The organism is Lachnospiraceae bacterium JLR.KK008 (assembly GCA_037015955.1).
In the GTDB taxonomy this organism is placed as follows: domain Bacteria; phylum Bacillota; class Clostridia; order Lachnospirales; family Lachnospiraceae; genus VSOB01.
This window is the reverse complement of sequence record CP143548.1, coordinates 1,985,865-2,008,388: the sequence shown is the minus strand read 5'-3', so window position 1 is coordinate 2,008,388 and position 22,524 is coordinate 1,985,865. Positions and strand designations below refer to the sequence as shown.

The 22,524-nt window shown below is 48.2% G+C and carries 16 protein-coding genes and 1 tRNA gene; 15 read left to right on the top strand and 2 right to left on the bottom strand.

The genetic code is table 11. The annotated features are described in order from the left end of the window. Positions 1 to 18: 18 nt before the first annotated feature. Positions 19 to 537, top strand: a complete 519-nt coding sequence (gene spo0A / locus V1224_10115) for a sporulation transcription factor Spo0A (GenBank protein ID WWR14851.1) — start codon at positions 19 to 21, stop codon at positions 535 to 537. Between the two features lie 541 nt (positions 538 to 1,078). Further along, positions 1,079 to 2,524, top strand: coding sequence for a glycogen synthase GlgA (glgA, locus tag V1224_10110; GenBank protein ID WWR14850.1), 1,446 nt, complete (start codon positions 1,079 to 1,081; stop codon positions 2,522 to 2,524). Between the two features lie 122 nt (positions 2,525 to 2,646). Here the strand turns inward: glgA and V1224_10105 are convergent, their stop codons facing one another. Next, entirely contained in the window at positions 2,647 to 4,389 is a 1,743-nt protein-coding gene (locus tag V1224_10105; GenBank protein WWR14849.1) for an NFACT RNA binding domain-containing protein, read from the bottom strand. Positions 4,390 to 4,598: 209 nt separating this feature from the next. Here V1224_10105 and V1224_10100 point away from each other — a divergent pair, with 209 nt between their 5' ends. From V1224_10100 to V1224_10085, 4 genes are all read left to right on the top strand, one after another. Next, positions 4,599 to 5,903 (top strand): extracellular solute-binding protein, encoded by a 1,305-nt coding sequence (locus tag V1224_10100; GenBank protein WWR14848.1) that lies wholly within the window; start codon positions 4,599 to 4,601, stop codon positions 5,901 to 5,903. A 55-nt stretch (positions 5,904 to 5,958) separates the two neighbouring features. Beyond that, positions 5,959 to 8,889, top strand: a complete 2,931-nt coding sequence (locus V1224_10095; GenBank protein WWR14847.1) for a response regulator — start codon at positions 5,959 to 5,961, stop codon at positions 8,887 to 8,889. Between the two features lie 86 nt (positions 8,890 to 8,975). Beyond that, the gene (locus tag V1224_10090) at positions 8,976 to 10,598 is read left to right on the top strand and encodes a DUF5722 domain-containing protein (protein ID WWR14846.1); all 1,623 of its coding nucleotides are present in this window, start codon (positions 8,976 to 8,978) and stop codon (positions 10,596 to 10,598) included. Between the two features lie 44 nt (positions 10,599 to 10,642). After that, positions 10,643 to 11,671, top strand: coding sequence for a GDSL-type esterase/lipase family protein (locus tag V1224_10085; GenBank protein WWR14845.1), 1,029 nt, complete (start codon positions 10,643 to 10,645; stop codon positions 11,669 to 11,671). A gap of 82 nt (positions 11,672 to 11,753) precedes the next feature. Here the strand turns inward: V1224_10085 and V1224_10080 are convergent, their stop codons facing one another. Next, positions 11,754 to 12,785, bottom strand: coding sequence for a LacI family DNA-binding transcriptional regulator (locus tag V1224_10080; protein WWR14844.1), 1,032 nt, complete (start codon positions 12,783 to 12,785; stop codon positions 11,754 to 11,756). 226 nt (positions 12,786 to 13,011) lie between these two features. Between V1224_10080 and V1224_10075 the strand changes: the two genes are divergently transcribed. From V1224_10075 to V1224_10035, 9 genes are all read left to right on the top strand, one after another. Beyond that, positions 13,012 to 14,388, top strand: a complete 1,377-nt coding sequence (locus tag V1224_10075; GenBank protein WWR14843.1) for an ABC transporter substrate-binding protein — start codon at positions 13,012 to 13,014, stop codon at positions 14,386 to 14,388. Positions 14,389 to 14,403: 15 nt separating this feature from the next. Further along, positions 14,404 to 15,276, top strand: a complete 873-nt coding sequence (locus tag V1224_10070; protein WWR14842.1) for a sugar ABC transporter permease — start codon at positions 14,404 to 14,406, stop codon at positions 15,274 to 15,276. Then, the gene (locus tag V1224_10065) at positions 15,276 to 16,136 is read left to right on the top strand and encodes a carbohydrate ABC transporter permease (GenBank protein ID WWR14841.1); all 861 of its coding nucleotides are present in this window, start codon (positions 15,276 to 15,278) and stop codon (positions 16,134 to 16,136) included. Before V1224_10070 ends, V1224_10065 begins: the two co-directional genes overlap by 1 nt. Before the next feature lie 39 nt (positions 16,137 to 16,175). Further along, the gene (locus tag V1224_10060) at positions 16,176 to 17,489 is read left to right on the top strand and encodes a glycoside hydrolase family 32 protein (protein WWR14840.1); all 1,314 of its coding nucleotides are present in this window, start codon (positions 16,176 to 16,178) and stop codon (positions 17,487 to 17,489) included. A 151-nt stretch (positions 17,490 to 17,640) separates the two neighbouring features. Continuing rightward, positions 17,641 to 18,366: a pseudouridine synthase gene (locus V1224_10055; protein WWR14839.1), complete on the top strand. Its 726-nt coding sequence runs from the start codon at positions 17,641 to 17,643 to the stop codon at positions 18,364 to 18,366. Positions 18,367 to 18,455: 89 nt separating this feature from the next. Further along, entirely contained in the window at positions 18,456 to 20,429 is a 1,974-nt protein-coding gene (gene ligA / locus V1224_10050; protein WWR17458.1) for an NAD-dependent DNA ligase LigA, read from the top strand. 4 nt (positions 20,430 to 20,433) lie between these two features. After that, positions 20,434 to 21,351: a homoserine O-succinyltransferase gene (metA, locus tag V1224_10045; protein WWR14838.1), complete on the top strand. Its 918-nt coding sequence runs from the start codon at positions 20,434 to 20,436 to the stop codon at positions 21,349 to 21,351. A gap of 108 nt (positions 21,352 to 21,459) precedes the next feature. Next, positions 21,460 to 22,233 carry a 4Fe-4S binding protein gene (locus tag V1224_10040; protein WWR14837.1) on the top strand — a complete coding sequence of 258 codons (774 nt, stop codon included), beginning with the start codon at positions 21,460 to 21,462 and terminating at the stop codon, positions 22,231 to 22,233. 90 nt (positions 22,234 to 22,323) lie between these two features. Next, positions 22,324 to 22,398 (top strand) — tRNA-Pro (locus tag V1224_10035). The last annotated feature ends 126 nt before the right edge of the window (positions 22,399 to 22,524 follow it).

The following is a 22,524-nucleotide window of genomic DNA, read 5'->3' as shown; positions in this document are numbered from 1 at the left end:
TATAGTGAACGGAGGTCAATGATGGAACAACTGAGTGTTGCGGCTACGAAAGATAACGAGCAGGTTTTCAAATTACTTTCCGATTTAATTCATACGAATAAAGAGTTTCAGATCATGATTACGGTCCCGTCGGCGGGACAGCAGGAGGAGACAAAGACACTTTACGGAGGCAGCAGGCCGGCGGTCCGCGATCTGGAAAAAGATGTGACGGATATGATCCATGAGATTGGCGTGCCGGCGCACATCAAAGGGTATCAATATTTGCGTGAGGCGATTATGATGTCAGTGGAGGATGTGGAGATGCTGAATTCTATTACCAAGATCCTCTATCCGACGATCGCCAAAAAATTTCAGACAACTTCCAGCAGAGTGGAACGTGCAATCCGCCATGCCATTGAAGTGGCGTGGAACAGAGGCAAGATGGAGACGCTGGACGCCATGTTCGGATATACAATCAACACCGGAAAAGGGAAACCGACAAATTCCGAATTTATCGCCCTGATCGCCGATAAAATCCGCCTCCAATATCGAGATTAGGCTTTCCAACCGACAATGGAAATGATATAATGTACGCGAGAGCATTGAGCAGTGCGAAAATGTAAGATGGCAAACTGACTGCTCGCAGGCAGATTTGACAGATTACATTTTCATAGGGCGAAAGCCCGCGAGCGAACGTGCGCAGCACGCGAGCGCACTGCGAGAGAAGGTTGCGAAGACATGTTTGCAAAGCGAGCGAACGTGCGCAGCACGCGAGCGCACTGCGAGAGAAGGTTGCGAAGACATGTTTGCAAAGCGAGCGAACGTGCGCAGCACGCGAGCGCACTGCGAGAGAAGGTTGCGAAGACATGTTTGCAAAGCGAGCGAACGTGCGCAGCACGCGAGCGCACTGCGAGAGAAGGTTGCGAAGACATGTTTGCAAAGCGAGCGAACGTGCGCAGCACGTGAGCGCACTGCGAAAGAGGTTTGCGGAGAGTGCGAACGTGCGCAGCACGCGAGCACTGTATCTATGCAACATAAATGGGTGGTGGCAGCTGTGCCCGAAACACAGCAAAACAAAAGAAGGTATGAGAGGATAGTTATGAAACGTATTTTATTTGCAGCATCAGAGGGGGTCCCTTTTATTAAAACCGGCGGATTGGCCGATGTGGTAGGTTCCCTCCCCAAATGTATTGATAAGGAATTTTTTGACGTAAGAGTTGTCATGCCGAAATATCCCTGTATGAAGCAGGAAGTCAAGGACAGGATGACATATGTGACTCATTTTTATATGGATTTCCATTATAAGAGTGAGTATGTGGGCATTATGACGGCGCAGGTAGAGGGAGTGACTTTTTACTTTATCGACAATGAAGAGTTCTTTGGCGGTCCGAAACCTTATGGAGATGATACCCTCTGGGAAATTACCAAATATGCGTTTTTTTCCAAAGCAGTGCTTTCTATTCTTCCCGTCATCGAGTTCAGACCGGATGTGATCCATTGTCATGATTGGCAGACAGGTCTTGTTCCCGTGTATCTGAAGGAAAGATTTCAGGGGAATGAATTTTACCATGGCATAAAAACGGTTATGACGATACATAACCTCAAATTCCAGGGAAAATGGGATGTAAAGACGGTGAAGGAGATTACAGGACTTCCGGACTATTTCTTTACGCCCGATAAACTGGAATGCTATAAAGACGCCAATCTGCTCAAAGGCGGTATGGTATATGCGGATGCAATCACGACAGTCAGCGATACCTATGCGGAAGAGATCAAGACAGATTTTTATGGAGAGGGCTTAAACGGGCTGCTCTGTGCCAGAGCGGGTGACCTGCGCGGTATTGTCAACGGGATCGACTATGATGAGTTTAATCCGGAGAATGACGCTTACCTTCCCTATCCGTATAATGCGGTGAACTTCCGCAAGGAGAAAATTAAAAACAAACGGGAACTTCAGAAAGAACTGGGGCTTGATCAGAATGATAAGACATTTATGATCGGTATCGTTTCCCGCCTGACCGATCAGAAGGGGTTTGACCTGATCGCTTATGTAATGGATGAGCTCTGTCAGGATAATGTTCAGCTTGTTGTCCTGGGAACGGGAGATCCGCAATACGAAAATATGTTCCGCCACTTTGACTGGAAATATGCAGGCAAAGTATCTGCCAACATTTATTATTCCGAGGCAATGTCTCATAAGATATACGGTGGCTGTGATGCATTCCTGATGCCTTCATTGTTTGAGCCCTGCGGACTCAGTCAGCTGATGGCGCTGCACTATGGTACGGTACCAATCGTTCGTGAGACAGGCGGACTGAAAGATACGGTGGAATCTTATAACGAGTATGAGAGCAGAGGAACTGGTTTCAGCTTTACCAATTACAATGCGCATGAAATGCTGGATGCTGTCCGCTATGCGGAGCGTATCTATTATGATAAGAAGAGAGAGTGGAATAAGATCGTGGACAGAGCGATGGCCACGGATTTTTCCTGGAATGTATCAGCGAAAAAGTATCAGGAAATGTATGACTGGCTGGTAGGCTAAGTCGTCAGGAAAAGCAACAATAGAATGAAGTGAAGATAAAAAGGAAGGCGGCGCAGAATGTTTTCGGCGTCGCCTTTTTCTTTTGTATGGTGAAGCAGAGGGAAACGATTTTCTGTATGTTGTCAGTCGGATAACAACGTTACGGAGGAAATATCACTGTCAATTATGAGAGAATAATTCGTATAATATACGACAAAGCCGGGCGCTGCTCCGCCGGGCTTTTTGACATTCTTTTTCAGTGTGTAGTCGATTTCCACTTTCTGCTGTCCCTTTGCTTTGGAGTAGTAAGCGGCAAGTCTTCCCGCTTCTTCAAATGCCCGATCGGGCATTTCGCCTTCCTTTGCGGATCGCAGGATGACGTGGGAACCGGGGATGCCCTTGGCGTGAAACCACCAGTCTCCGCCTTCTGCGAACCGAAATGTCAGTTCGTCATTCTGATAATTGTTTTTTCCGACATAAATGTCATAACCATCGCTGCTGACGTAATGAAAAGGCCTGCTTGTGATTTTTGCCCTTTTCGTTCCGCCTTTTCGCCGGATATAACCGCTCTCAATCAATTCTTCTTTGATCTGTACGAGATCTTCTTCCCGAAGGGCAATGTCGAGAGAGGCGGCGACCGATTCCAGATGGTCTATTTCATGTTTTACCTGCAGCGTCAGTTCAGAGAGCGCTTCGAAAGTCCGCTTGCATTTTCCGTATTTGTCAAAATACTTTTTGGCATTTTCCGAAGGGGTGAGCGTAGGATCCAGCGGAACGGTGACAGGCTCGCCGGTATAGTAGTTGACGGCTTCCATAGATTTGCTGCCTGCCGGCACATTGTAACCATACGTATTGAGCAGTTCCCCGTAAATTTTATAAGTCTCTCTCTTTTCCGTGTCTTTGATCTGTCGGCATTGCAGGTCATATTTTTTGACGTTTCGTTCCAGCGCAGTCTGTACGATGCGGCGCAGGTCCGAAGACTTCTGGCGGATTCGGGTGATTGCATTTTTTTCCGCATAAAATGAGTGGAGCAGCCCGGAAACAGACGGATATTCTTTTGTCTGGTCTTTTTCGTAGATTGTAAGAGCTACACAGGCATATTCTTTTGGCTGTCCGTTTTCATATACGATGTGAGGTAGAAAGGTCCGGTCTTTTACGGTCTGCATCAGGGAAGAAAAGGCGTGCCAGAGTCTGTCTGATTCCTGTGAAATGAGAGACTGCACGGGTTTGTCTGCGTCAACCTGTGCCCGCCAGCATAGTTCCTGAGCGATAAAGGGCGAGAGGCCGGTGAACGCCATATAGAGCGCCTTGAAAACAGGCATGGCTCTGCCGGAGAGCGTCTGCCAGAATCCTTTTTCACTGATGCTCAGCGGATCTGCTTTTTCCTGTGTCTGGGGAATGAAGTATGGTCTGCCGGGTAACACTTCGCGTACGGAACTGACCATTCCCGATATGTGCTTGATACTGTCGATGACAATCGAAGTATCGTCGCAAAATATGATGTTACTGTGTTTTCCCATAATCTCAATAATCAGTGATTTCCGGCAGAGGTCGCCCAGTTCGTTTAAATGTTCCACGTCGATACGGATGATGCGCTCAAGCCCGGGCTGGCTCACAGAGACGATTCTTCCGTTCTGAATATGTTTGCGTAAAAGCATACAGAAATTAGGCGCTGTCATTGGACTTGGCAGATTGTCCGGGATGAGGTAAGCCAGAGGCAGGGAAGCGCTGGCGGAGAGCAGGAGCCGATACTGTTCTTTTTCCCGCCGCACTGTGATCAGCAGTTCGTCGTTTTCCGGCTGTGCGATCTTATAGATGCGTCCGCCTGTGAGGGCGCGGCGCAGCTCGTCTGTGATACATGCGGTTGTGATTCCATCAAATGCCATAATCAAACTTCCTTTTCGGATACTTGTGCCAGACGTGACTGTCAAATGAATCAGTCACCGGTGGCACTGGTACTCAGTATAGCAGAAAATATGGGAAATGGACAGGGGGTCTGGGGAAATGTTGTCTGTTCCGGCCGTTCATACAGTTGCAAATAAAGGAGAAAAGTGATAAAATCTTGATATTACGGCATTGGCTCGGGAGGGAAAAAATGAGACAGATTACATATAAAAGAGCGAAGAGGATAGTGGCCTTTTTAGTCGCCACAGTCGTGATAAGCGGACTGGTCGTTGGCTGTTCGGAACAGAATCAAAATATCAATATCATTTTGGAAGAAGAAGAGGGGCAAAACGGCGAAAAAGAGGAAAAGCTCACGTTCCTCGGCCATAAGGCGGATGCGCTGGATCTTGTGGCAATCGAAAACTCACTTCACGGATTTATGGATGAAAATGAACATATAACGGTAACTTATGAAAGCATCAAAGGAACGAGCATCTACTGGGATGCTTTTGAAAAAAGGGCGGACACCGGGAATATGGATGACATTGTGATGATCGATCATGATCGTATGCTGGCGCTCCGTGCGGAAAACATGCTGGCAGATTTGTCAGGCCTGACTACGGTAGATAATTTTGATGTTCTGGCACGGAGCCAGTTTGTGGAAGAGGACGGCAGCGTCTATTTTCTGCCAACCTGTATTGCCGCCTATGTGCTGCATGTGAACCTCGATATGCTGGAAGAGCACGGGCAGAAAGTTCCGACGAATCTGGAAGAGTTCACACAGGTATGCGATTATTTTGTTTCCCAGGGTATCACTCCGATTGTTGCCAACAACTATACTTCTCTGCGGAGTCTGATCGTTGCCAAAGGCCTGTATCCTGTCTATCAGAAGGAAGACACGGCTGGAGAGATCGAAAAATTCAACCGTGGAGAAGCGGATATTGTGGAGACACTGCAGCCTGGTATAGAAATGGTCGGAGAAATGATAGAAAAAGGCTGGTTTGACTGTGAGGAAGCGCTGGTAACGGACCCGATCTCAGATGATCTGGACATCTTTTCAACCGGGGAACGGCCTTTTATGATAGCGGGTGGCTGGGTTTCGGTGAGAGTGAGTGCCATGAAACCTGATTTTGCCTATGAAGTTTATCCGCTTCCGGTGCTGGATGACGGCAGTGTCCTTGTGGAAGAAGTCAATACTTGTGTCAGCGTGAGCGCTGACAGCGCTCATCTGGAAGATGCCAAAAGGCTCGTAGAATATCTGACACGGCCGGACGTCGTGTGGGAGTATTGTGACAGTCAGAATTCGTTTACGCCGCTGAAGGACGACCGGATTCCTGCAGATCAGACGATAGCGCCCGTATTGCCGTATCTCACGAACGGGCAGAGTGTGATCGGTTCGGATTATAGATTGAAACTGCCTTTAGATAATGCTTTGACAAAGTGTTGTGAGGAGATGTTGCAGGGAATGAGCGCAGAGAAAGCGCTGTCATATCTTTCCGATCTTCTTGATACATAAAAAAACAGTTGAAATAAGACCAGAATAATACAAGAGTTTGAAGGAGCAACAGGCTATGACTGGAAGGAAAAAGATGGGTATACTGCTGGCAGTCTTGTCAACAGTACTGATTCTGGCCGGAGGCAGAGAGTATATGACGGGGGTGCAGGAGTCTCTCTGGATGAAGTCTGTCACGGATGTGAGAGAAGTGACGTCACAGGGCGCTCACGCATTTGAAGTGTATATCACAAAAGATATGGAAATGCTGCACGGAATTACGTTGAATCTCGAACAGAGATATTCCTGGGACGAAGAGGCGATCATGGCCAAACTGAATGCGTTCGGTGAAACCGGTGCCAATTATTCTGTCGTAGACCTGGACAATGGCGTATTGTATTCTAAGCAGGGCGGAACCAATATTGAGATCGCACAACTGTCCGACGAACAGCTGGCAGGCTATGAGGGCTTTTCCGGCAGTGGTATTGAGGAGCCATATCTAAGTGAAGACACCGGCCAGAGGATGATGGGATATTACGAGTGTTTTCAGTTTATGGATGGAGCGAGAGGACTGCTTAAGAAAGAGCAGCTTCTTTCGTCAATCGCGGAAGAATTTTCGCTTTCCTTCTATAATAATGCAGGTTTTTCCTATGTGGTGAATTCATCGGGAGATATTCTGATTCGTTCGGAGCATCGCAACAGTAATCGTACTTTTCGTAATGTGTTCGATGTGATCAATCTTGAGGAGAACAGTGTGGATATATCGGAGAGCTTTCGCAATGCACTGACGGAAGGAAAGACCGGTGTAGCCCGCTTTTTCTACCGATCCGAAGAGTATGTGTATGCCTATGTGCCGATTGAGATCACAAACGGCTGGTATCTGATCACAATCATTCCCAATCGGGTCATTATGACGCAGGCGGATCAGGTGCTGAAAAGTTCTCAGATCTTTATCTTTCTTGTCGGCGCATCAATGATTGTTTTTGCCTCTTTTATGCTGCTATTATGGAGAAGCCACAAAGATATTATGGAAGTGGAACAGGAAGTCAAGTATCGCGAACAGCTGTTTGGAATTCTGACAAACAATACGGATGACGTCTACGCCATGTTTACGACGGGCGACTATGAAGTAGAGTACATAAGTCCGAATATAGAACGGGTTCTGGGAATTCCGCTGGAAGAAGTGAAGGCTGACTTTACCGTACTTCGGAGAGAGCGAAGAGAAGAGGAACAAATGGTCGGCAGACAGGAAATCAGAAGGATGGAACCGGGTTCTTCCATTGTATCGGAAGGAGAACGGGTTCACAGGACAACGGGAGAACATCTCTGGTTTACCGAGACATTGTATAAGGTAATAATTGATGATACGGAGAAACTGATCGTTTCCTTTTTTGATAAAACGCTGGATAAACAAAGAGAGCAGGCGTTGGAGCAGGCACTGGAAATTGCCGAAGTGGCGAACCAGTCCAAGAGTGCGTTTCTCAGCAATATGAGTCATGATATTCGCACACCGATGAATGCGGTAGTCGGCCTGTGCACTCTCTTACAGAGAGATGCAGACGATGCGGAAAAAGTTAGGGATCACACGAGGAAGATTACAGCTTCCAGCCAGCATTTGCTTGGCTTGATCAATGATGTCCTTGACATGAGTAAGATTGAATCCGGCAAGACAACGCTGAATATTTCGGAGATCAGCCTGGCGGAGATCGTGGAGGAGCTGGGAACGATCATACGGCCGCAGGCAAAAGCAAGGCGGCAGACATTTGAGATTTCCGTCTATGATGTAAAAGTGGAACATCTGCTTGGCGATAAGCTGCGCATTAACCAGATATTGATTAATATTCTGTCTAATTCCGTAAAGTATACAAAGCCGGGCGGCTGTATAGAAATGATTATCCGGCAGATGCCTCAGGATACGAAAAACTATGTCAATCTGCAGTTTACAATCCAGGATAATGGCATCGGAATGTCCCAAAAATATATCGACACAATCTTCCAGCCGTTTACCAGGGAGATTAACAGCACGACGAATCGCATTCAGGGTACCGGACTTGGCATGGCGATCACAAAAAACCTCGTCGATCTAATGGGAGGGACGATCACGGTAGAGAGCGAACCGGGGAAGGGTACCGCTTTCCATGTGAATCTGGAGCTGCGTATGCAGGATCAGGGCGTCGACAAAGAGTTCTGGAAAAAATATGGAGTGACGCATACACTTATTGTGGACGATGAGGAAGATGTCTGTACAAGTGTGGCTGGTGCAATGAGAAGCGCAGGCGTGGCGGCAGAATTTGCGGTAAGGGGTCTGGATGCTGTAAAAATGGTGGAACAGGCACATGAAGAGGGCAACGATTTTGACTTTGTGCTGATTGACTGGAAAATGCCGGATATGGGCGGTGTTGAGACGGCTCGCCGGATCAGGGAGATCATATCGTCCGATACGCTGATTATGGTTCTCACTGCCTATGACTGGAGCGAAATTGAAGAAGAGGCTGTTTCTGCGGGAATTGACGGATTTCTCCCGAAACCGTTTTTCCTCACCAACTTCAAACAGACAGTGGAGCGGCTGCGGGAGAAAAAAGAGATTATTCCGAAGAAAGAGCCCTCATCCGGCAGTCTGTCAGGAAAACATATTCTGGCGGCGGAAGACAATGAATTGAATTCGGAGATTCTTGTGGAGCTGCTTGATATGGCCGGGGCGACTTGTGAGATGGCTGAAAACGGACAGATCGCTCTGGAAAAATTCCAGCAGTCGCAGCCCGGACAATATGATCTGATCCTGATGGATGTACAGATGCCGGTTATGAACGGATATGAAGCGACACGGGCAATTCGCGCCTGTGATCATCCGCTGGCGAAGACGATCCCGATCATCGCCATGACTGCCAATGCGTTTGCAGAAGATATTAAGAATGCGCTGGATGCCGGTATGGATGCCCATGTGGCCAAACCGGTCAATCTGGAGCTGCTGGGCAATGTAGTTGCCGAAATTTTTGAGAAAAGGGACTAAAGTATGCAAAACAGTTGCGGCTGTGAGGTTATTTTGATAGAATGATAATGTAACGTACAATTACTTATGAAGGAGGACAATAACGTATGAAACAAAAAAAGATGATGCGCATTCTTGCCGCAGGCATCGTTTCCGCGTTACTGCTGGGGGTAACCGGCGGCGTAGGTAACGATGTCAGTGTGGTGGAGGCAGCCCCGGCAGGCATGAATGTGCAGGCAGCGATCAGCGGCAGTAATGTCAATGTTGTGGCAGCTGCGACTGCTGCTCCGGCCAGCGATGATGGGATGTTATACCTGTTCGCAGAGCCGATCTATTCGGATGGGATCACGACAAGTGCATTGGCAAGTGTTCCGGCAGCGGCAAACGCTACGTTCACGACACCGCTCAATGCAGACAGTGCCAATTCCCGTCTGTACGACAAATTTATCGTAGCCGCAGTGCAGGGCGGACAGTATGTGCCGCTCAATTCGGGTGCATTTATCGTAAACCCGGAAGCGCTCGCAACAAAGACTTTTGCCAGAACAGAAACAGGGCTGAAAGGTCTTCTGATTGATCCGGCAAAGCTGTCAAACGGAGAACTTCAGGATTTGGGTGTTAAACAGGTGCTTTACAACATTTCTGTCAACAGAATGTTAGGGCCTACGGATAACCCGGCTTATCCTACGATCAACTATACATACAACGGAAAGACCTATCAGATGAACGGTGTTCTTGTCGCAGAGTATGAGCATATCTTCGGTACGCTCGGCAGGAACGGAATCCAGATTACAGCAATCTTCCTGAATGAGAACAATGGCAGAAACGGCCATTTCCTTCATCCGCTTTCCAGAGACGGGTTTAACAGCCCTCACTATGCCCTGAATACGGCGGAAGCACAGGCAGTGGAAGATCTGGTAGCTGTTGCTTCTTTCTGTGCGGAGCATTTCAGCAACGATAAGAACGGTAAAGTAGATAACTGGATCGTTGGTAACGAAGTCAACAAGAGATATGAGTGGAACTATGTCAATATTTCCGATCTGAACGCGTATGCCAATGAGTATGCGGAAGCGGTACGTCTGTGCTACAATGCGATCAAGAGCAAAAATGCCAATGCGCATGTCAATATCTGTACGGATCAGCAGTGGGACCGCAATACACGGGAAGCAGGAAAGTATGATGCGAAAGATTTCATCAATGCGTTCAACAATGCGATTATTGCAGGCGGTAACATTGACTGGGGTCTGATGAACCATCCTTATCCGGTACCGCTTACATGGGCAGCTTACTGGACAGGCGGCGCATATTACAAGAATCTTGTAAAACATAACGAGAATTCTCCTTATGTAACGATGGAGAACATCGAAGTGCTGACAGACTATATGTGCAGACCGGAACTTCTCAATCCGGCAGGACAGGTACGTTCCATTCAGGTAGGTGCAGGTTATAATACGACACAGGGTGAGAACTATGCATGTGCAGCAATGGTGCTGGCATATCAGCAGGCTGCAAACAATCAGCATATCGACACATTTATCTTCTCCAGACAGTCTGATATTGCAGCGGAGATTCCTCAGGGACTTATCTATGGTCTGACGAATGTTGACGGCAGCCATAAGACGACCTATGATTGCTATAAAAACCTGGATGGCCCGAATGCAGCTGCTTACCTTCAGCAGGCTCTGGCACTCAGAGGCGTTGCCGATCTGAGCCAGGTGATCTCCCCGAGATAAGGGATGAGAACAAATCAGCAAAATGATCGGAGATTGATCGCAGTATGATACGAAGAACAGCAGTGCTGCTCGGCGGTATCCTGCTTGGCGGCATCTGTTCTTTCGCAGGAGGAAGGACAGTCGCCGCGCAGGAGCCGGTACAAAACGAGACGACACAGACTACGACCGATGCAGGTCAGGGACCACAGATTGACATGTCCGTTTATCTGTCGATGAAAGCGGACACGCAGGTGCATATTCAGCCGGGAACGTCATGGGATGTGCTTGGCGTTCTGAAAGAAGGGCAGCCTGCAATCGCGATAAGCAGGATGGACAACGGATGGGTACAGATCTACTATATGGGAATGATCGGATATATTCCCGGAGACGCGGCGGAGAATTACGTGATGCCTGAGCCCACGCTCTGGAGAGAGATTTCCATTGAAGGGGACATAAAGATCAATGCCCTCGGCGACAGTATTACTTATGGTGATAAACTTTCCGATACGTCGCTGTCGTTTCCCAATGTTGTCAGTGCGAAGGCAGGTGCGGTCTGTCTGAACAATTATGGATGGAACGGCTCGAGTGTAGCGGGGCCTCATCCGGACAGACTGATCGACCGCTACCCGACGATGGCGCGGGATGCCAACCTGATTCTAGTACTTGGCGGAACCAATGACTACGGTGGGCGTAACGAAGACGGTACGATTATCGGACAGATCGGAGATATGACACCCGATACTTTTTATGGGAGTCTCAATCTGATGATGTGCGGTTTGAAACAGATGTATCCGGACGGTGAGATCGTCTTTATGACACCGCTGCGCCGGGTAGGGTATATGCGGAGAAACCGGAATGGTTATTACCTGAACCAGTATGTGCTGGCGATTCAGCAGATGGCGGCGTTCTGGGGGATTCGGGTCATAGATCTTTTCAATGAACCGGAGCTGGATTTTTCCAGTAAATCCTCATATCTTGTGGATGGACTGCATCCCAATGCGACAGGGCAGGCACTGATCGGTGCTTATGTGTACCGCCAGTTGTTTGAGAATCCGTATGAAATGGCTGTGTCTGATGTGACAGTTCAGAATTGAGTCTGTCATTAGAGACAATATTATGATAAAGATAACAGGGAGAGCGCGTGAAGCGTCTCTCCCTGTTTCATATTATTTATATTTATTTTTCTGTTGTCTCCCGCCGTTTTAAGACAGGGACGATCACCTTGTGGATGGGTTCTTTCAAGGGGACCGGTTTTCTTTTCTGGCGTTCTTTCATCTGCTCTACGAGAAGACTGACTGCTTCGTATGCAATTTTGTCGATTTGCTGACCGACCGTGCTGATGGGGATAACCGCTTCCGTGGAGATCGGGGAATTGTCAAAGCCAACGATCAGGTAATCATCCGGCAGTGTTCCATATTTTCTTACCAGAAGGTTGACGAGGACATTGGCATGGGTATCATTGGAAACAAAAATCCCTTTTTTTCTGCCAGGATAGCGCTGCTCCAGCTCTGTCAGGATTTCCTTCATATTTTCCTGTACGAGTTCGTAACGGGCACCCATTTCCTTATAGACTGTCCGGTGTTCCAGATGATGTTCCACGCAGAAATCCAGGAATCCCTGAATACGACCAAAGGCAGGAACTTCCGGTGGTGTCGGGGAATTGATGTGTAGGAAAACGTCACAGTTATGTTTTGCCAGCAGACTGACGGCCTGAATTCCGCCCATGTAATTATCGGTATTTACACTGCATACATATTTATCCTCACGTTCGATGGTAACGATGGGAATCTGAAGCTGCGCCAGTTCCCGGGAGGGGATCGTATCGCTTAAAATGATAAGGCCCTCTATCTTATAGGCTAACAATTCTCTGATATAGCGCCGCTCGGCCTCTTCGTCCTGATCTCCGATAAAGACAAGAAATTTATAACCGAAGGTTTCATAAGTGGACAGGATACGGTTCATCATTTCGGAATAATAGCGGTAAAACATATTGGGAATGATGATACCGATAAATTCCGTATTTCCATTAGCAAGAATACGTGCAACCTTGTTTTCTTTGTAATCCAGTTTTTCTAGCGCCGCGGAAATAATTTCCTGGTTTTCCAGAGTGAGGGAGTCCGGATCATTGAAATATCGGGAAATGGTAGTCTTGGAAAAGTTGGTATATTTTGCAATATCGCTGAATGTAACATTCTTTTTCTTTCTCATAATGGAACAGTATAGCAGGAAATATCAGGAAAAACAAGGAATAACCGATTACGTAACCGGTTTTGTGAAAATTAAATAAAAGAGGCCAGTGAAAATTATAGAAGATTTACAAAGTTTTTTCTCTGGATTGACGTTCTGAAGTTTCATGTGGTAATGTGTTTATATAACAAGAGTAACCGGTCACTTAACCGGTTACAAAAAGAATGAGGAAAAGGAGGAAGGTTACATGAAGGAAACGATTTCATGGAGAGTCGTCGGGATCGTGGCGGCAGCCGTCATGACAGCGGCCGCTTTGACAGGCTGTACCTTTGGGTTTGCCAGCGATCCAGATGATCCGGACGAGGTAAAAGAAGAAGTTCCCATTGATCTGTCAGTGGATTCTTTTGCTTACGACGATTCTCTGAGAGGAACAAGCATTACACTTCTTAATTCCAAGGCTGAGATTCAGGTGGCATTGGAAAAGATGAGCGCGGAGTATGAAGAGCGGTCAGGCGTCCATGTAGAGGTCATGCCGGTCACGGATGGAGATTCTCCGTATACGAAGGTAGTGAGCCTTTATAATTCGGGAAACCCGCCTACACTGTCGATTCTGGACACGACGGATGTCATTGCCCTTGCGGAGGAAAAGGCGGCGGATCTGACGGATGAGCCGTGGACGAAGGAGGCGGAAGGGTATCTGACGTTTGTAAACGGAAAGGTATACAGCCTGCCGCTTTGCATTGAAGGACGGGGGATCATTTATCATAAGGCGGTCATAGAAGATATTCTGGGCAGGTCTTTTGATCCTTCCGAGATCACGACACAGGAAGAATTTACGGAGCTTCTGGATGAACTTGTGCGTGCGGGTATGGAGAAACCGGTCTCTCTGGCAAAAGAAGACTGGTCTCTGGGGGCACATCACCTTCAGTATATCTATGAGACTTACGACGGGACTTCTGAGGGAGCACAGAACGCGATCGGGCGAATCAGAGCCGGAGAGGTGAAGCTGGAGGAATATGACCGGCTCTCTCAGTTTCTGGATATGTTCGATATATTGAAAAAATATAATGTGGCCAAAGGAGATCCTCTTGGTGCTGACTATGATGAGATGGCCATTGATTTGGCGGATGGCAAGACCGCTTTTTGGTTTAACGGCAACTGGGCGTGGCCGAACTTGGAGGAAGCGGGAGCGGTAAATACGGATGAATACGGATTTCTGCCTTACTTTATGAATAATGATGTCGAAGATTTTGCGAACCGGGAGATTCAGGCCTCGCCGTCAAAACAGGTGATGGTGGATGGACAATTTGCATCACAGCAGGAGCAGGCGGCGGCCCGGGAGTTCCTGAACTGGATTGTGTACAGCGAGATCGGTCAGCAGATGCTTGTAAAGACATGCAATGTGATTCCGCCTTTCCGGAATAACCCTTATGAACCGCTGGATCCTCTGAGCAGAGATATTTATGAGAAAGTCCATGCGGGTAACGCGTTCAACGCTTCGGCCATCGTTCCCAATGACCATTGGTCGGTTCTGGGATCGGCAATGCAGAAATATATGGCTGATCGAAGTGACAGAGAGGAACTGACACAATCGATTGCCGCCTATTGGGCGCAGCAGAAATAGAGGAGGGAAGGAGTTATGAAATCAAAAAACAGCGGAAAAGATTTCTGCATATTCGGATTGCCGGGATTATTTTGTTTCTTCGCAGTCGTTATTGTTCCGTTTGTGTATGGCGTTTATCTGACGATGACGGATTGGGACGGTGTGGCCACGAAGAAGAATTTTATCGGAGCTGCCAATTTTCTGGGAGTCGTGCGGGACGGACAGTTCTGGACCTCACTGCTTCTTACTTTTCAGTATGTGATTGTAGTTGTCCTTCTCGTGAATGTGTTTGCGTTTGCCATTGCCTATCTGTTGACGAGAGGAATCAAAGGACAGAACTTTTTCCGGGCAGGATTTTTCACCCCGAATCTGATCGGCGGTATTGTGCTCGGCTATATCTGGCAATTCGTGTTTTCGAGGGCGTTTGTCAATATCGGTGAATCGACGGGCTGGGATCTGTTTGAGATTTCCTGGCTTTCTACGCCAGGAAAAGCGTTTGCGGCGCTGGTACTCGTGTCCGTATGGCAGCTTTCGGGCTATATGATTCTGATCTACGTCGCCGGGTTTATGGGATTGAGCGAAGATGTTATGGAAGCGGCAAGTATAGACGGCGCTTCCGGCTGGAGAAGGATGGTGAGCGTCGTCGTACCGCTGATGATGTCGTCCATTACAATCTGTCTTTTCCTGACATTATCGCGTGCGTTTATGGTATATGATGTCAATCTGTCTCTCACGGCAGGCGGACCTTATGGTACGACGGAGATGGCGGCCATGCACGTATATGAAAAGGCGTTTACGTCCAGAGCGTTTGGTGTAGGGCAGGCGGAGGCACTGATTCTGTTTGTCGTGGTGGCTTGCATCAGTGGTATTCAGGTATATCTGACAAAGAAACAGGAGGTAGAAGCATAATGAAACAGACGACAGTTGGCGGAAACAGAAGAAAAGCCCTGCACATACTGGCAATCATTCTGCTGGCAATGCTATTTGCAGCATATATGTTTCCTTTTTTGATGGTTGTGATTAACTCGCTGAAACAAAAGAGAGATATTATCAAGAGCCCATTCTCATGGCTGTTTACGATCAAGGGACTGTCTTTTGATAATTTTGTCAGAGCATTTGAACAGATGGATTTTCTGAATGCTTTCAAAAACTCTCTGATCGTGACTGGGCTCTCGACGGTACTGGTCACATTGTTTGCGGCAATGCTGGCCTATTATATCGTGCGTAATAAAAATAAGGTCACCAGCATTACCTTCGGTTTGATGGTCGCTTCCATGATTATTCCTTTTCAGGCGATTATGATTCCACTCGTGAGCATTTATGGAGGTACATTGAACATTCTCAACCACAGGCTGACTCTGATTTTTATGCACACCGGATTTTCCATGGCAATGTCGGTTTTTATGTTCCATGGATTTATCAAAGGAAATGTTCCGATCGCGTTGGAGGAAGCAAGCCGTATCGATGGATGCAGTCATGTACAGACATTTTTCCTGATTGTGTTTCCACTACTGAAACCGATTATATCGACAATGGTTATTTTAAATTCACTGGCATTCTGGAATGATTTTCTGTTGCCGTCGCTTGTGTTGACGGACAAGGAACTGCTGACGCTGCCGTTGTCTACCTACAGCTTTTACGGGACATATTCGGCTGATTATGGTACAATCATGGCGGGATTACTTCTCTGCGTCATTCCGATCCTCGTACTGTATGTAGTGCTTCAAAAACAGATCATCGGCGGCGTGGTGGCCGGAGCGGTAAAATAACGAACCAAATATATGAAAATAACAGGGGATTGACGGGACATGAGACGAGACAAAGTACATTTGAAAGCACCGGGAAACTGGATCAATGATCCCAATGGATTCATTTACTATAAGGGATGCTACCATTTGTTTTACCAGTACTTTCCCTATGCTCCCATATGGGGAACCATGCACTGGGGGCATGCGGTGAGTAAGGATCTGGTAAACTGGGAACACAAGGGGATTGCCCTTTTTCCAAGTAAATATGGCGATCAGAACGGTTGCTTTTCCGGCAGTGCTGTGGAACATGAAGGACGTCTGTATCTGTATTATACAGGTATTCATTACGAAACGCCCGATCCGGACAATATTCATGTGTGCCTGGAAGATCGGTTTGAGGCATGCCAGATGCTGCTCGTCTCTGATGATGGGGAAACATTCGACAATTTTTTCCGTAAGACAGTGGTGATTCCGCCTGTCTGCGACCGCAGGATCGGTGACAGGACAGATACGAGAGATCCGAAAGTCTGGCGGGGGAGCGGCGGCTGGTATATGGTTGTCGGCAGCAAGACGGAAGAAGGCCAGGGAAAACTGCTCTTTTATAAGAGTGCGGATCTGCTGCAATGGTCGTTATCAGGCAGTGTGTCGAAACCGGGACTTGGGCGGATGTGGGAATGTCCGGACTATTTTGAGACGGAGGGCGGCGGCGTACTCATGTTTTCCCCGATGGGCTTTCTCAAAGATGGCAGACAGAAGGAAGAACAGGCAATCTGTATGCGAGCGGTATTTGACGAAGAAACGTGCGATATGGACATTTCGGATCACTGGCAATATATTGACTACGGGCTGGATCTGTATGCGGCACAGAGCACGACGGACGCACAGGGACGGCGGGTGATGGTCGCATGGATGCGTATGCCGGAAGCGGTGAACGGGGCGTGGATCGGTATGTATTGCATTCCCCGGGTGGTGGAAGTCAGCAACGGACATATTTATTTTCGTGTGCATCCTGATGTGGATCAGGCCTATTCAAGGCGGATCGCTTCCGTGCAGGAAGCAGAAGGCGCGGGGTATCGGCTCAGTCTGGAGATAGAGGATGGGGAGACAGTCAATGTCGGCGGGTATCTGATCCGCCGTCAGGGAACACGAATCACTACGGATCGAAGCTCCGTTTTTGCTGGCTGCTGCGGGTACCGTTTGCGGTTTGAGACGCCGGATGTAAAAGACGGCTGGCATTTGGATATTTACGCAGAACGCAATCTGATCGAAGTGTTTGTAAACCATGGGGAGTACGTGATCAGTAACGTCGTCTATGGACTGAGTGATGAACTGCAGGGGACAGACGGGAGAAAATGGGAACTGTATGCGGTGTAACGGCCGTAAAAGAACAGCAGATCAATGAGAGAAAGTCATTCCACGAGGGGATGGCTTTCTTTTGGTGCAGAATATCCATGAGAAAGATTGATTCATGAAAATTCTTCTGCTATGATGAATAGAAAGAAAAAAAGAAAGCAGGATATAGGAGATGGAAGAAGTTCGGCTGAATAAATATCTGGCGCAGTGCGGTATCTGTTCCCGAAGAGAAGCAGATAAATTGATCGCGGCGGGCCGGGTGTCGGTAAACGGGACTACGGCCCCGATGGGCCTGTCAGTCAGACAGACAGATATTGTGGCGCTAGATGGCAAAGCGGTACAGGGCAGAGAAGAGACGGTCGTACTTGCTTATTATAAGCCACAGGGCGTTACCTGTACGGAAAGGGATAAATACGCGGATCGTATCGTGACGGAGGAGATCGGTTATCCGGTGCGGGTTACCTATGCAGGCCGTCTGGATAAGGATTCGGAAGGGCTGTTGCTTCTGAGTAACGACGGTGATCTGATTCAGCGTATGATGAAGGGCTCTGCCGGACACGAAAAAGAATATATCGTAAAGACAAAACAGGAGATCACAGAGGCTTTTTTGCAGAAGATGGCGGAGGGGGTTTATCTGCGGGAGCTGGATGTAACGACACGGCCCTGCCATATTGCACAAAAAGGGAAATACACGTTTCATATCATACTGACTCAGGGATTGAACAGGCAGATACGGAGAATGTGCCGGGAGCTCTCTGTGGATGTGGTTTCTCTGAAACGGATCCGGGTCATTAATATCACTCTGGACGGACTGCAGCCAGGGGAATATCGGAAGATTTCAGGGGAAGAAAAGGCCACCTTGTACCGGGCGGCGGAAACGGCAGGAAAGAGCAGATGACAGAGATAACAAGACAGGAAAATATGGGACCGCGGGATCCGGAGCAGCCAGAAACACATGGGGACCGGAGTGAACGGCAGATGGCGGAGATGAAGGAACTGGCACAGCGTCTGACGGAAGCCTCCAGAGCGTATTATGCACAGGATCGGGAGATTATGAGCAATTATGAATATGACGCTCTCTATGAGCGGCTGGAACAGCTCGAACAGAGCACTGGTATTGTGCTGGCTGGCAGTCCGACTGTGCAGATAGGCTATGAGGCGGTGGAAGAGCTGCCCAAGGAACGACATGAGAGACCGATGCTGTCGCTCGGTAAGACAAAGAGCCGGGAAGAGCTGCGTGATTTTCTCAAAGGTCATGAGGGGATCCTCAGCTGGAAGCTGGACGGACTGACAGTCGTGCTTCACTATCATGACGGAAAACTTGCAAAAGCAGTTACCCGCGGGAATGGTGAGATTGGCGAAATTGTCACAGGCAACGCCCGTGTTTTCCGCAATATTCCGCTTCAGATTACCTGTCGGGGAGAACTGACCCTGCGGGGGGAAGCGGTGATCACTTATTCGGATTTTAAAAAAATAAATGAAACGATCGGAGATGCCGATGCCAGATATAAGAATCCCCGCAATCTTTGCAGCGGATCGGTGAGACAGCTTAACAATGAGGTGACAGCAGCCCGGAATGTGCGTTTCTATGCGTTTTCTCTCGTGAAGGCAGATGGGGTGGAGTTTGAAAACTCCCGGGAGAAGCAGCTCTTATTTTTGAGAGAGCAGGGGTTTGACGTCGTGGGTTATCGACGGGTATCGGAAGACAATATTATGGAGGCCGTGGCATGGTTTGAGAGGGAGATCCGGACGTTTGACGTGCCATCCGACGGGCTTGTACTCTCTTTGGATGATCTGGAATACGGCCGCTCGCTCGGGACGACGGCTAAATTTCCGCGGGACTCGATTGCCTTTAAGTGGGCGGATGAGCAGGCGGAGACGACATTGCGGGAAGTGGAGTGGAGTGCCAGCCGTACCGGTCTGATCAATCCTGTGGCGATTTTTGAACCGGTGGAACTGGAAGGAACGACGGTCAGCCGCGCATCCGTGCATAATGTGAGTATTTTAAAGGCGCTGAAGCTGGGAACAGGCGATCGGATCACAGTATACAAGGCCAATATGATCATTCCGCAGATCGCGGATAATCTCACGGGAAGCGGCACGATCGAACCGCCTGCCGCCTGTCCTGTGTGCGGCGGACCGACACAGATACAAAAGACAAATGAAGTGGAATCTCTGTATTGTGTTAATCCGGACTGTGACGCCAAAAAGATCAAATCGTTCACACTGTTTGTCAGCAGAGATGCCATGAATATTGACGGTCTGTCGGAGGCGACACTGGAGAAGTTTATTGCGCGCGGATTTGTCCACCATTACGCAGATATTTTTCATCTGGACGACCATCATGAAGAGATCGTGGAACTGGACGGCTTTGGAGAAAAATCATATCAAAATCTGCTGTCGGGCATTGAGACAGCCAGGCATACGACGCTTCCAAGGCTGATCTACAGTCTTGGCATTGCTAACATCGGCATAGCCAATGCTAAAATGCTCTGCCGGGAATTTGACTATGATCTGGAGCGCATGATGAATGCAGATGTGGATCAGTTGAGTGAGACAGACGGGGTTGGCGAAGTGATTGCCGCCGCTTTTTTCCAATATTTTCAGCAGGAGAAAAACCGCAGAGAGCTGAGGCTGCTTCTCCCGGAACTGGACATTGTGGTGGAACAGGTCGATGAGAGCAGCCTGACACTGAAAGGAAATGTTTTCGTCGTGACTGGCAGTTTACAGCTTTTTGAAAACCGGAATGCACTCAAGGAAGAGATCGAGCGAAGGGGCGGTAAGGTGACAGGAAGTGTGACATCGAAGACGACCGCGCTGATCAACAACGACACTGCCTCCAATTCTTCCAAAAACAAAAAAGCGAAAGAGCTGGGGATTCCCATTCTTTCGGAGGAAGCGTTTGCGGGGCAATATCTGCAAAACGGGGAAGCAGGCAGAGAAAAAGAAAAGAAGGAGTGAGCATATGCCGATCAAAGTACAAAATGATCTTCCGGCTAAGGAGATATTGGAAAATGAAAATATATTCGTTATGGATGAGAACAGATCGATTCATCAGGACATTCGTCTGTTGCAAATCTGTATTCTGAACCTGATGCCGATAAAAGAAGATACGGAGCTGCAGCTCTTGCGGGCACTGTCCAATACGCCGCTTCAGATCAATATCACTTTTATGAAGATGAACAGTCATGTGTCGCTGAACACTTCGGTGACACACCTGAATAAGTTTTACAATACATTTGATGAGCTGAAAGACCAGAAATATGATGGGATGATCATAACCGGAGCTCCTGTGGAGCAGATCGCGTTCGAGGACGTCGATTACTGGGAGGAGTTGTGTGAGATCATGCGTTGGACAAAAGGTCATGTGACATCTACGTTTCACATCTGCTGGGGAGCGCAGGCAGGGCTTTATTATCATTTTGGAATCCGTAAACATCTTCTGGATGCCAAACTGTTCGGTCTGTTTGCGCATAAAGTAAAAAACAGAAAGGTGCCGCTTGTACGGGGCTTTGATGATATTTTCCTGGCGCCGCACAGCAGACACACAGCCGTATCAAGCGAGGACATTCATGCCTGTGCGGATCTGCTTGTGTTGGCGGAGTCGGAGAAAGCGGGTGTCTACCTGTGTATGACAGAGGGTGGGCGTCAGATCTTTGTCATGGGCCATCCGGAATATGACCGGGTGACATTACATAATGAATTTATGCGGGATAAAGGGAAAGGGTTGGAGATTGCGCTGCCGGAAAATTATTATACGGACGGTGATTATACGGTGCGCCCAAATCTGCAGTGGCGGGCCCACTGTAATACGCTCTATTCCAACTGGCTCAACTATTACGTCTATCAGGCGACGCCGTATGATCTGGATGAAATCGGATGAGATTCTGATCGAACAAAAAAACGGTATCAAATGCAGAATGTCAGGAAAATAAGACAGTTTAAATAATCAACGAAGGAAACAATCACCAAAACAGGACAGGAGAACAAAATGAAGTACATACAGATAATTTTCAGCCCGACAGGCGGGACGAAGCGAGTAGCGGAGACAATGACAGAAGCGTGGAGCGACAGTGTGACAACGATCGACCTCTCTGATCCAAATGCAGATTTTTCCCACTGTAAGATAGAGCAGGAGGACATGGTTCTGATTGCGCTGCCGTCTTATGGCGGGCGGGTACCGGCTCTTGCAGCAAAACGGCTGTCACAGATCCGGGGAAACGGCGCCAGTTGTGTCCTGCTCTGCGTGTACGGTAATCGGGCCTATGAGGATACGTTAGTCGAAATGGCTGATCTTGCGCAGGATTGTGGTTTTCTGGTAGCTGCGGCTGTCTCTGCGGTCGCGGAGCATTCGATCATGCACCAGTATGCAACCGGGCGGCCGGACGCGGACGACATACGGCAGCTGAAAACATATGCCGGAATGATTATGGAAAAAATCAATAAGATCGGAAACGGATCGGCGGATGCTGCGATGCAGATCCCCGGTGATCGGCCGTATAAGAAAACAGGAGGTGTTGGTCTTGTTCCGAAAGCGGGAAATGACTGTGTCAACTGCGGCCTGTGCGCAAAGCAGTGTCCGGCAGGAGCCATCGACCGGAATCAGATCAGAAAAGCAGATTCACAGAAATGTATTTCCTGTATGCGCTGTGTCGTAAACTGTCCTTATTCTGCGAGAAAAGTCAACGGCGGTATGGTATCCGCCGCGGCGCTGGCAATGAAAAAAGTATGTTCCGTCAGGAAAGACTGTGAGTTATTTCTCTGAATAAATTTTATATAGAAAAACGGCAAACCTCTTGATTCCAGCAGGAAAATATGATATTATATTAAAGCTGTCATAGATGATATGCGGAATCGGGGTGTGGCTCAGTTTGGTTAGAGCGCCGTCTTAGGGAGGCGGAGGCCGCAAGTTCGAATCTTGTCACTCCGACTATCAGAAATGAATGATGAGAAACAAAAAGTTGACTGCTTTCTTTGGCGGTCAATTTTTGGTTTTCAGGGTAAGGTAATTGCGGATTACAGATAATCGGTAATACAGGCAGCCAATAAGGTAATA

Bases quoted from the DNA above. Each gene is read 5' to 3' on its own strand.
- glgA (WWR14850.1), top strand. From the start codon at position 1,079: ATGAAACGTATTTTATTTGCAGCATCAGAGGGGGTCCCTTTTATTAAA.
- V1224_10075 (WWR14843.1), top strand. From the start codon at position 13,012: ATGAAGGAAACGATTTCATGGAGAGTCGTCGGGATCGTGGCGGCAGCC.
- spo0A (WWR14851.1), top strand. From the start codon at position 19: ATGATGGAACAACTGAGTGTTGCGGCTACGAAAGATAACGAGCAGGTT.
- V1224_10090 (WWR14846.1), top strand. From the start codon at position 8,976: ATGAAACAAAAAAAGATGATGCGCATTCTTGCCGCAGGCATCGTTTCC.
- V1224_10085 (WWR14845.1), top strand. From the start codon at position 10,643: ATGATACGAAGAACAGCAGTGCTGCTCGGCGGTATCCTGCTTGGCGGC.
- V1224_10100 (WWR14848.1), top strand. From the start codon at position 4,599: ATGAGACAGATTACATATAAAAGAGCGAAGAGGATAGTGGCCTTTTTA.
- V1224_10105 (WWR14849.1), bottom strand. From the start codon at position 4,389: ATGGCATTTGATGGAATCACAACCGCATGTATCACAGACGAGCTGCGC.
- V1224_10080 (WWR14844.1), bottom strand. From the start codon at position 12,785: ATGAGAAAGAAAAAGAATGTTACATTCAGCGATATTGCAAAATATACC.
- V1224_10060 (WWR14840.1), top strand. From the start codon at position 16,176: ATGAGACGAGACAAAGTACATTTGAAAGCACCGGGAAACTGGATCAAT.
- V1224_10070 (WWR14842.1), top strand. From the start codon at position 14,404: ATGAAATCAAAAAACAGCGGAAAAGATTTCTGCATATTCGGATTGCCG.
- V1224_10095 (WWR14847.1), top strand. From the start codon at position 5,959: ATGACTGGAAGGAAAAAGATGGGTATACTGCTGGCAGTCTTGTCAACA.
- V1224_10055 (WWR14839.1), top strand. From the start codon at position 17,641: ATGGAAGAAGTTCGGCTGAATAAATATCTGGCGCAGTGCGGTATCTGT.
- V1224_10040 (WWR14837.1), top strand. From the start codon at position 21,460: ATGAAGTACATACAGATAATTTTCAGCCCGACAGGCGGGACGAAGCGA.
- metA (WWR14838.1), top strand. From the start codon at position 20,434: ATGCCGATCAAAGTACAAAATGATCTTCCGGCTAAGGAGATATTGGAA.
- ligA (WWR17458.1), top strand. From the start codon at position 18,456: ATGAAGGAACTGGCACAGCGTCTGACGGAAGCCTCCAGAGCGTATTAT.
- V1224_10065 (WWR14841.1), top strand. From the start codon at position 15,276: ATGAAACAGACGACAGTTGGCGGAAACAGAAGAAAAGCCCTGCACATA.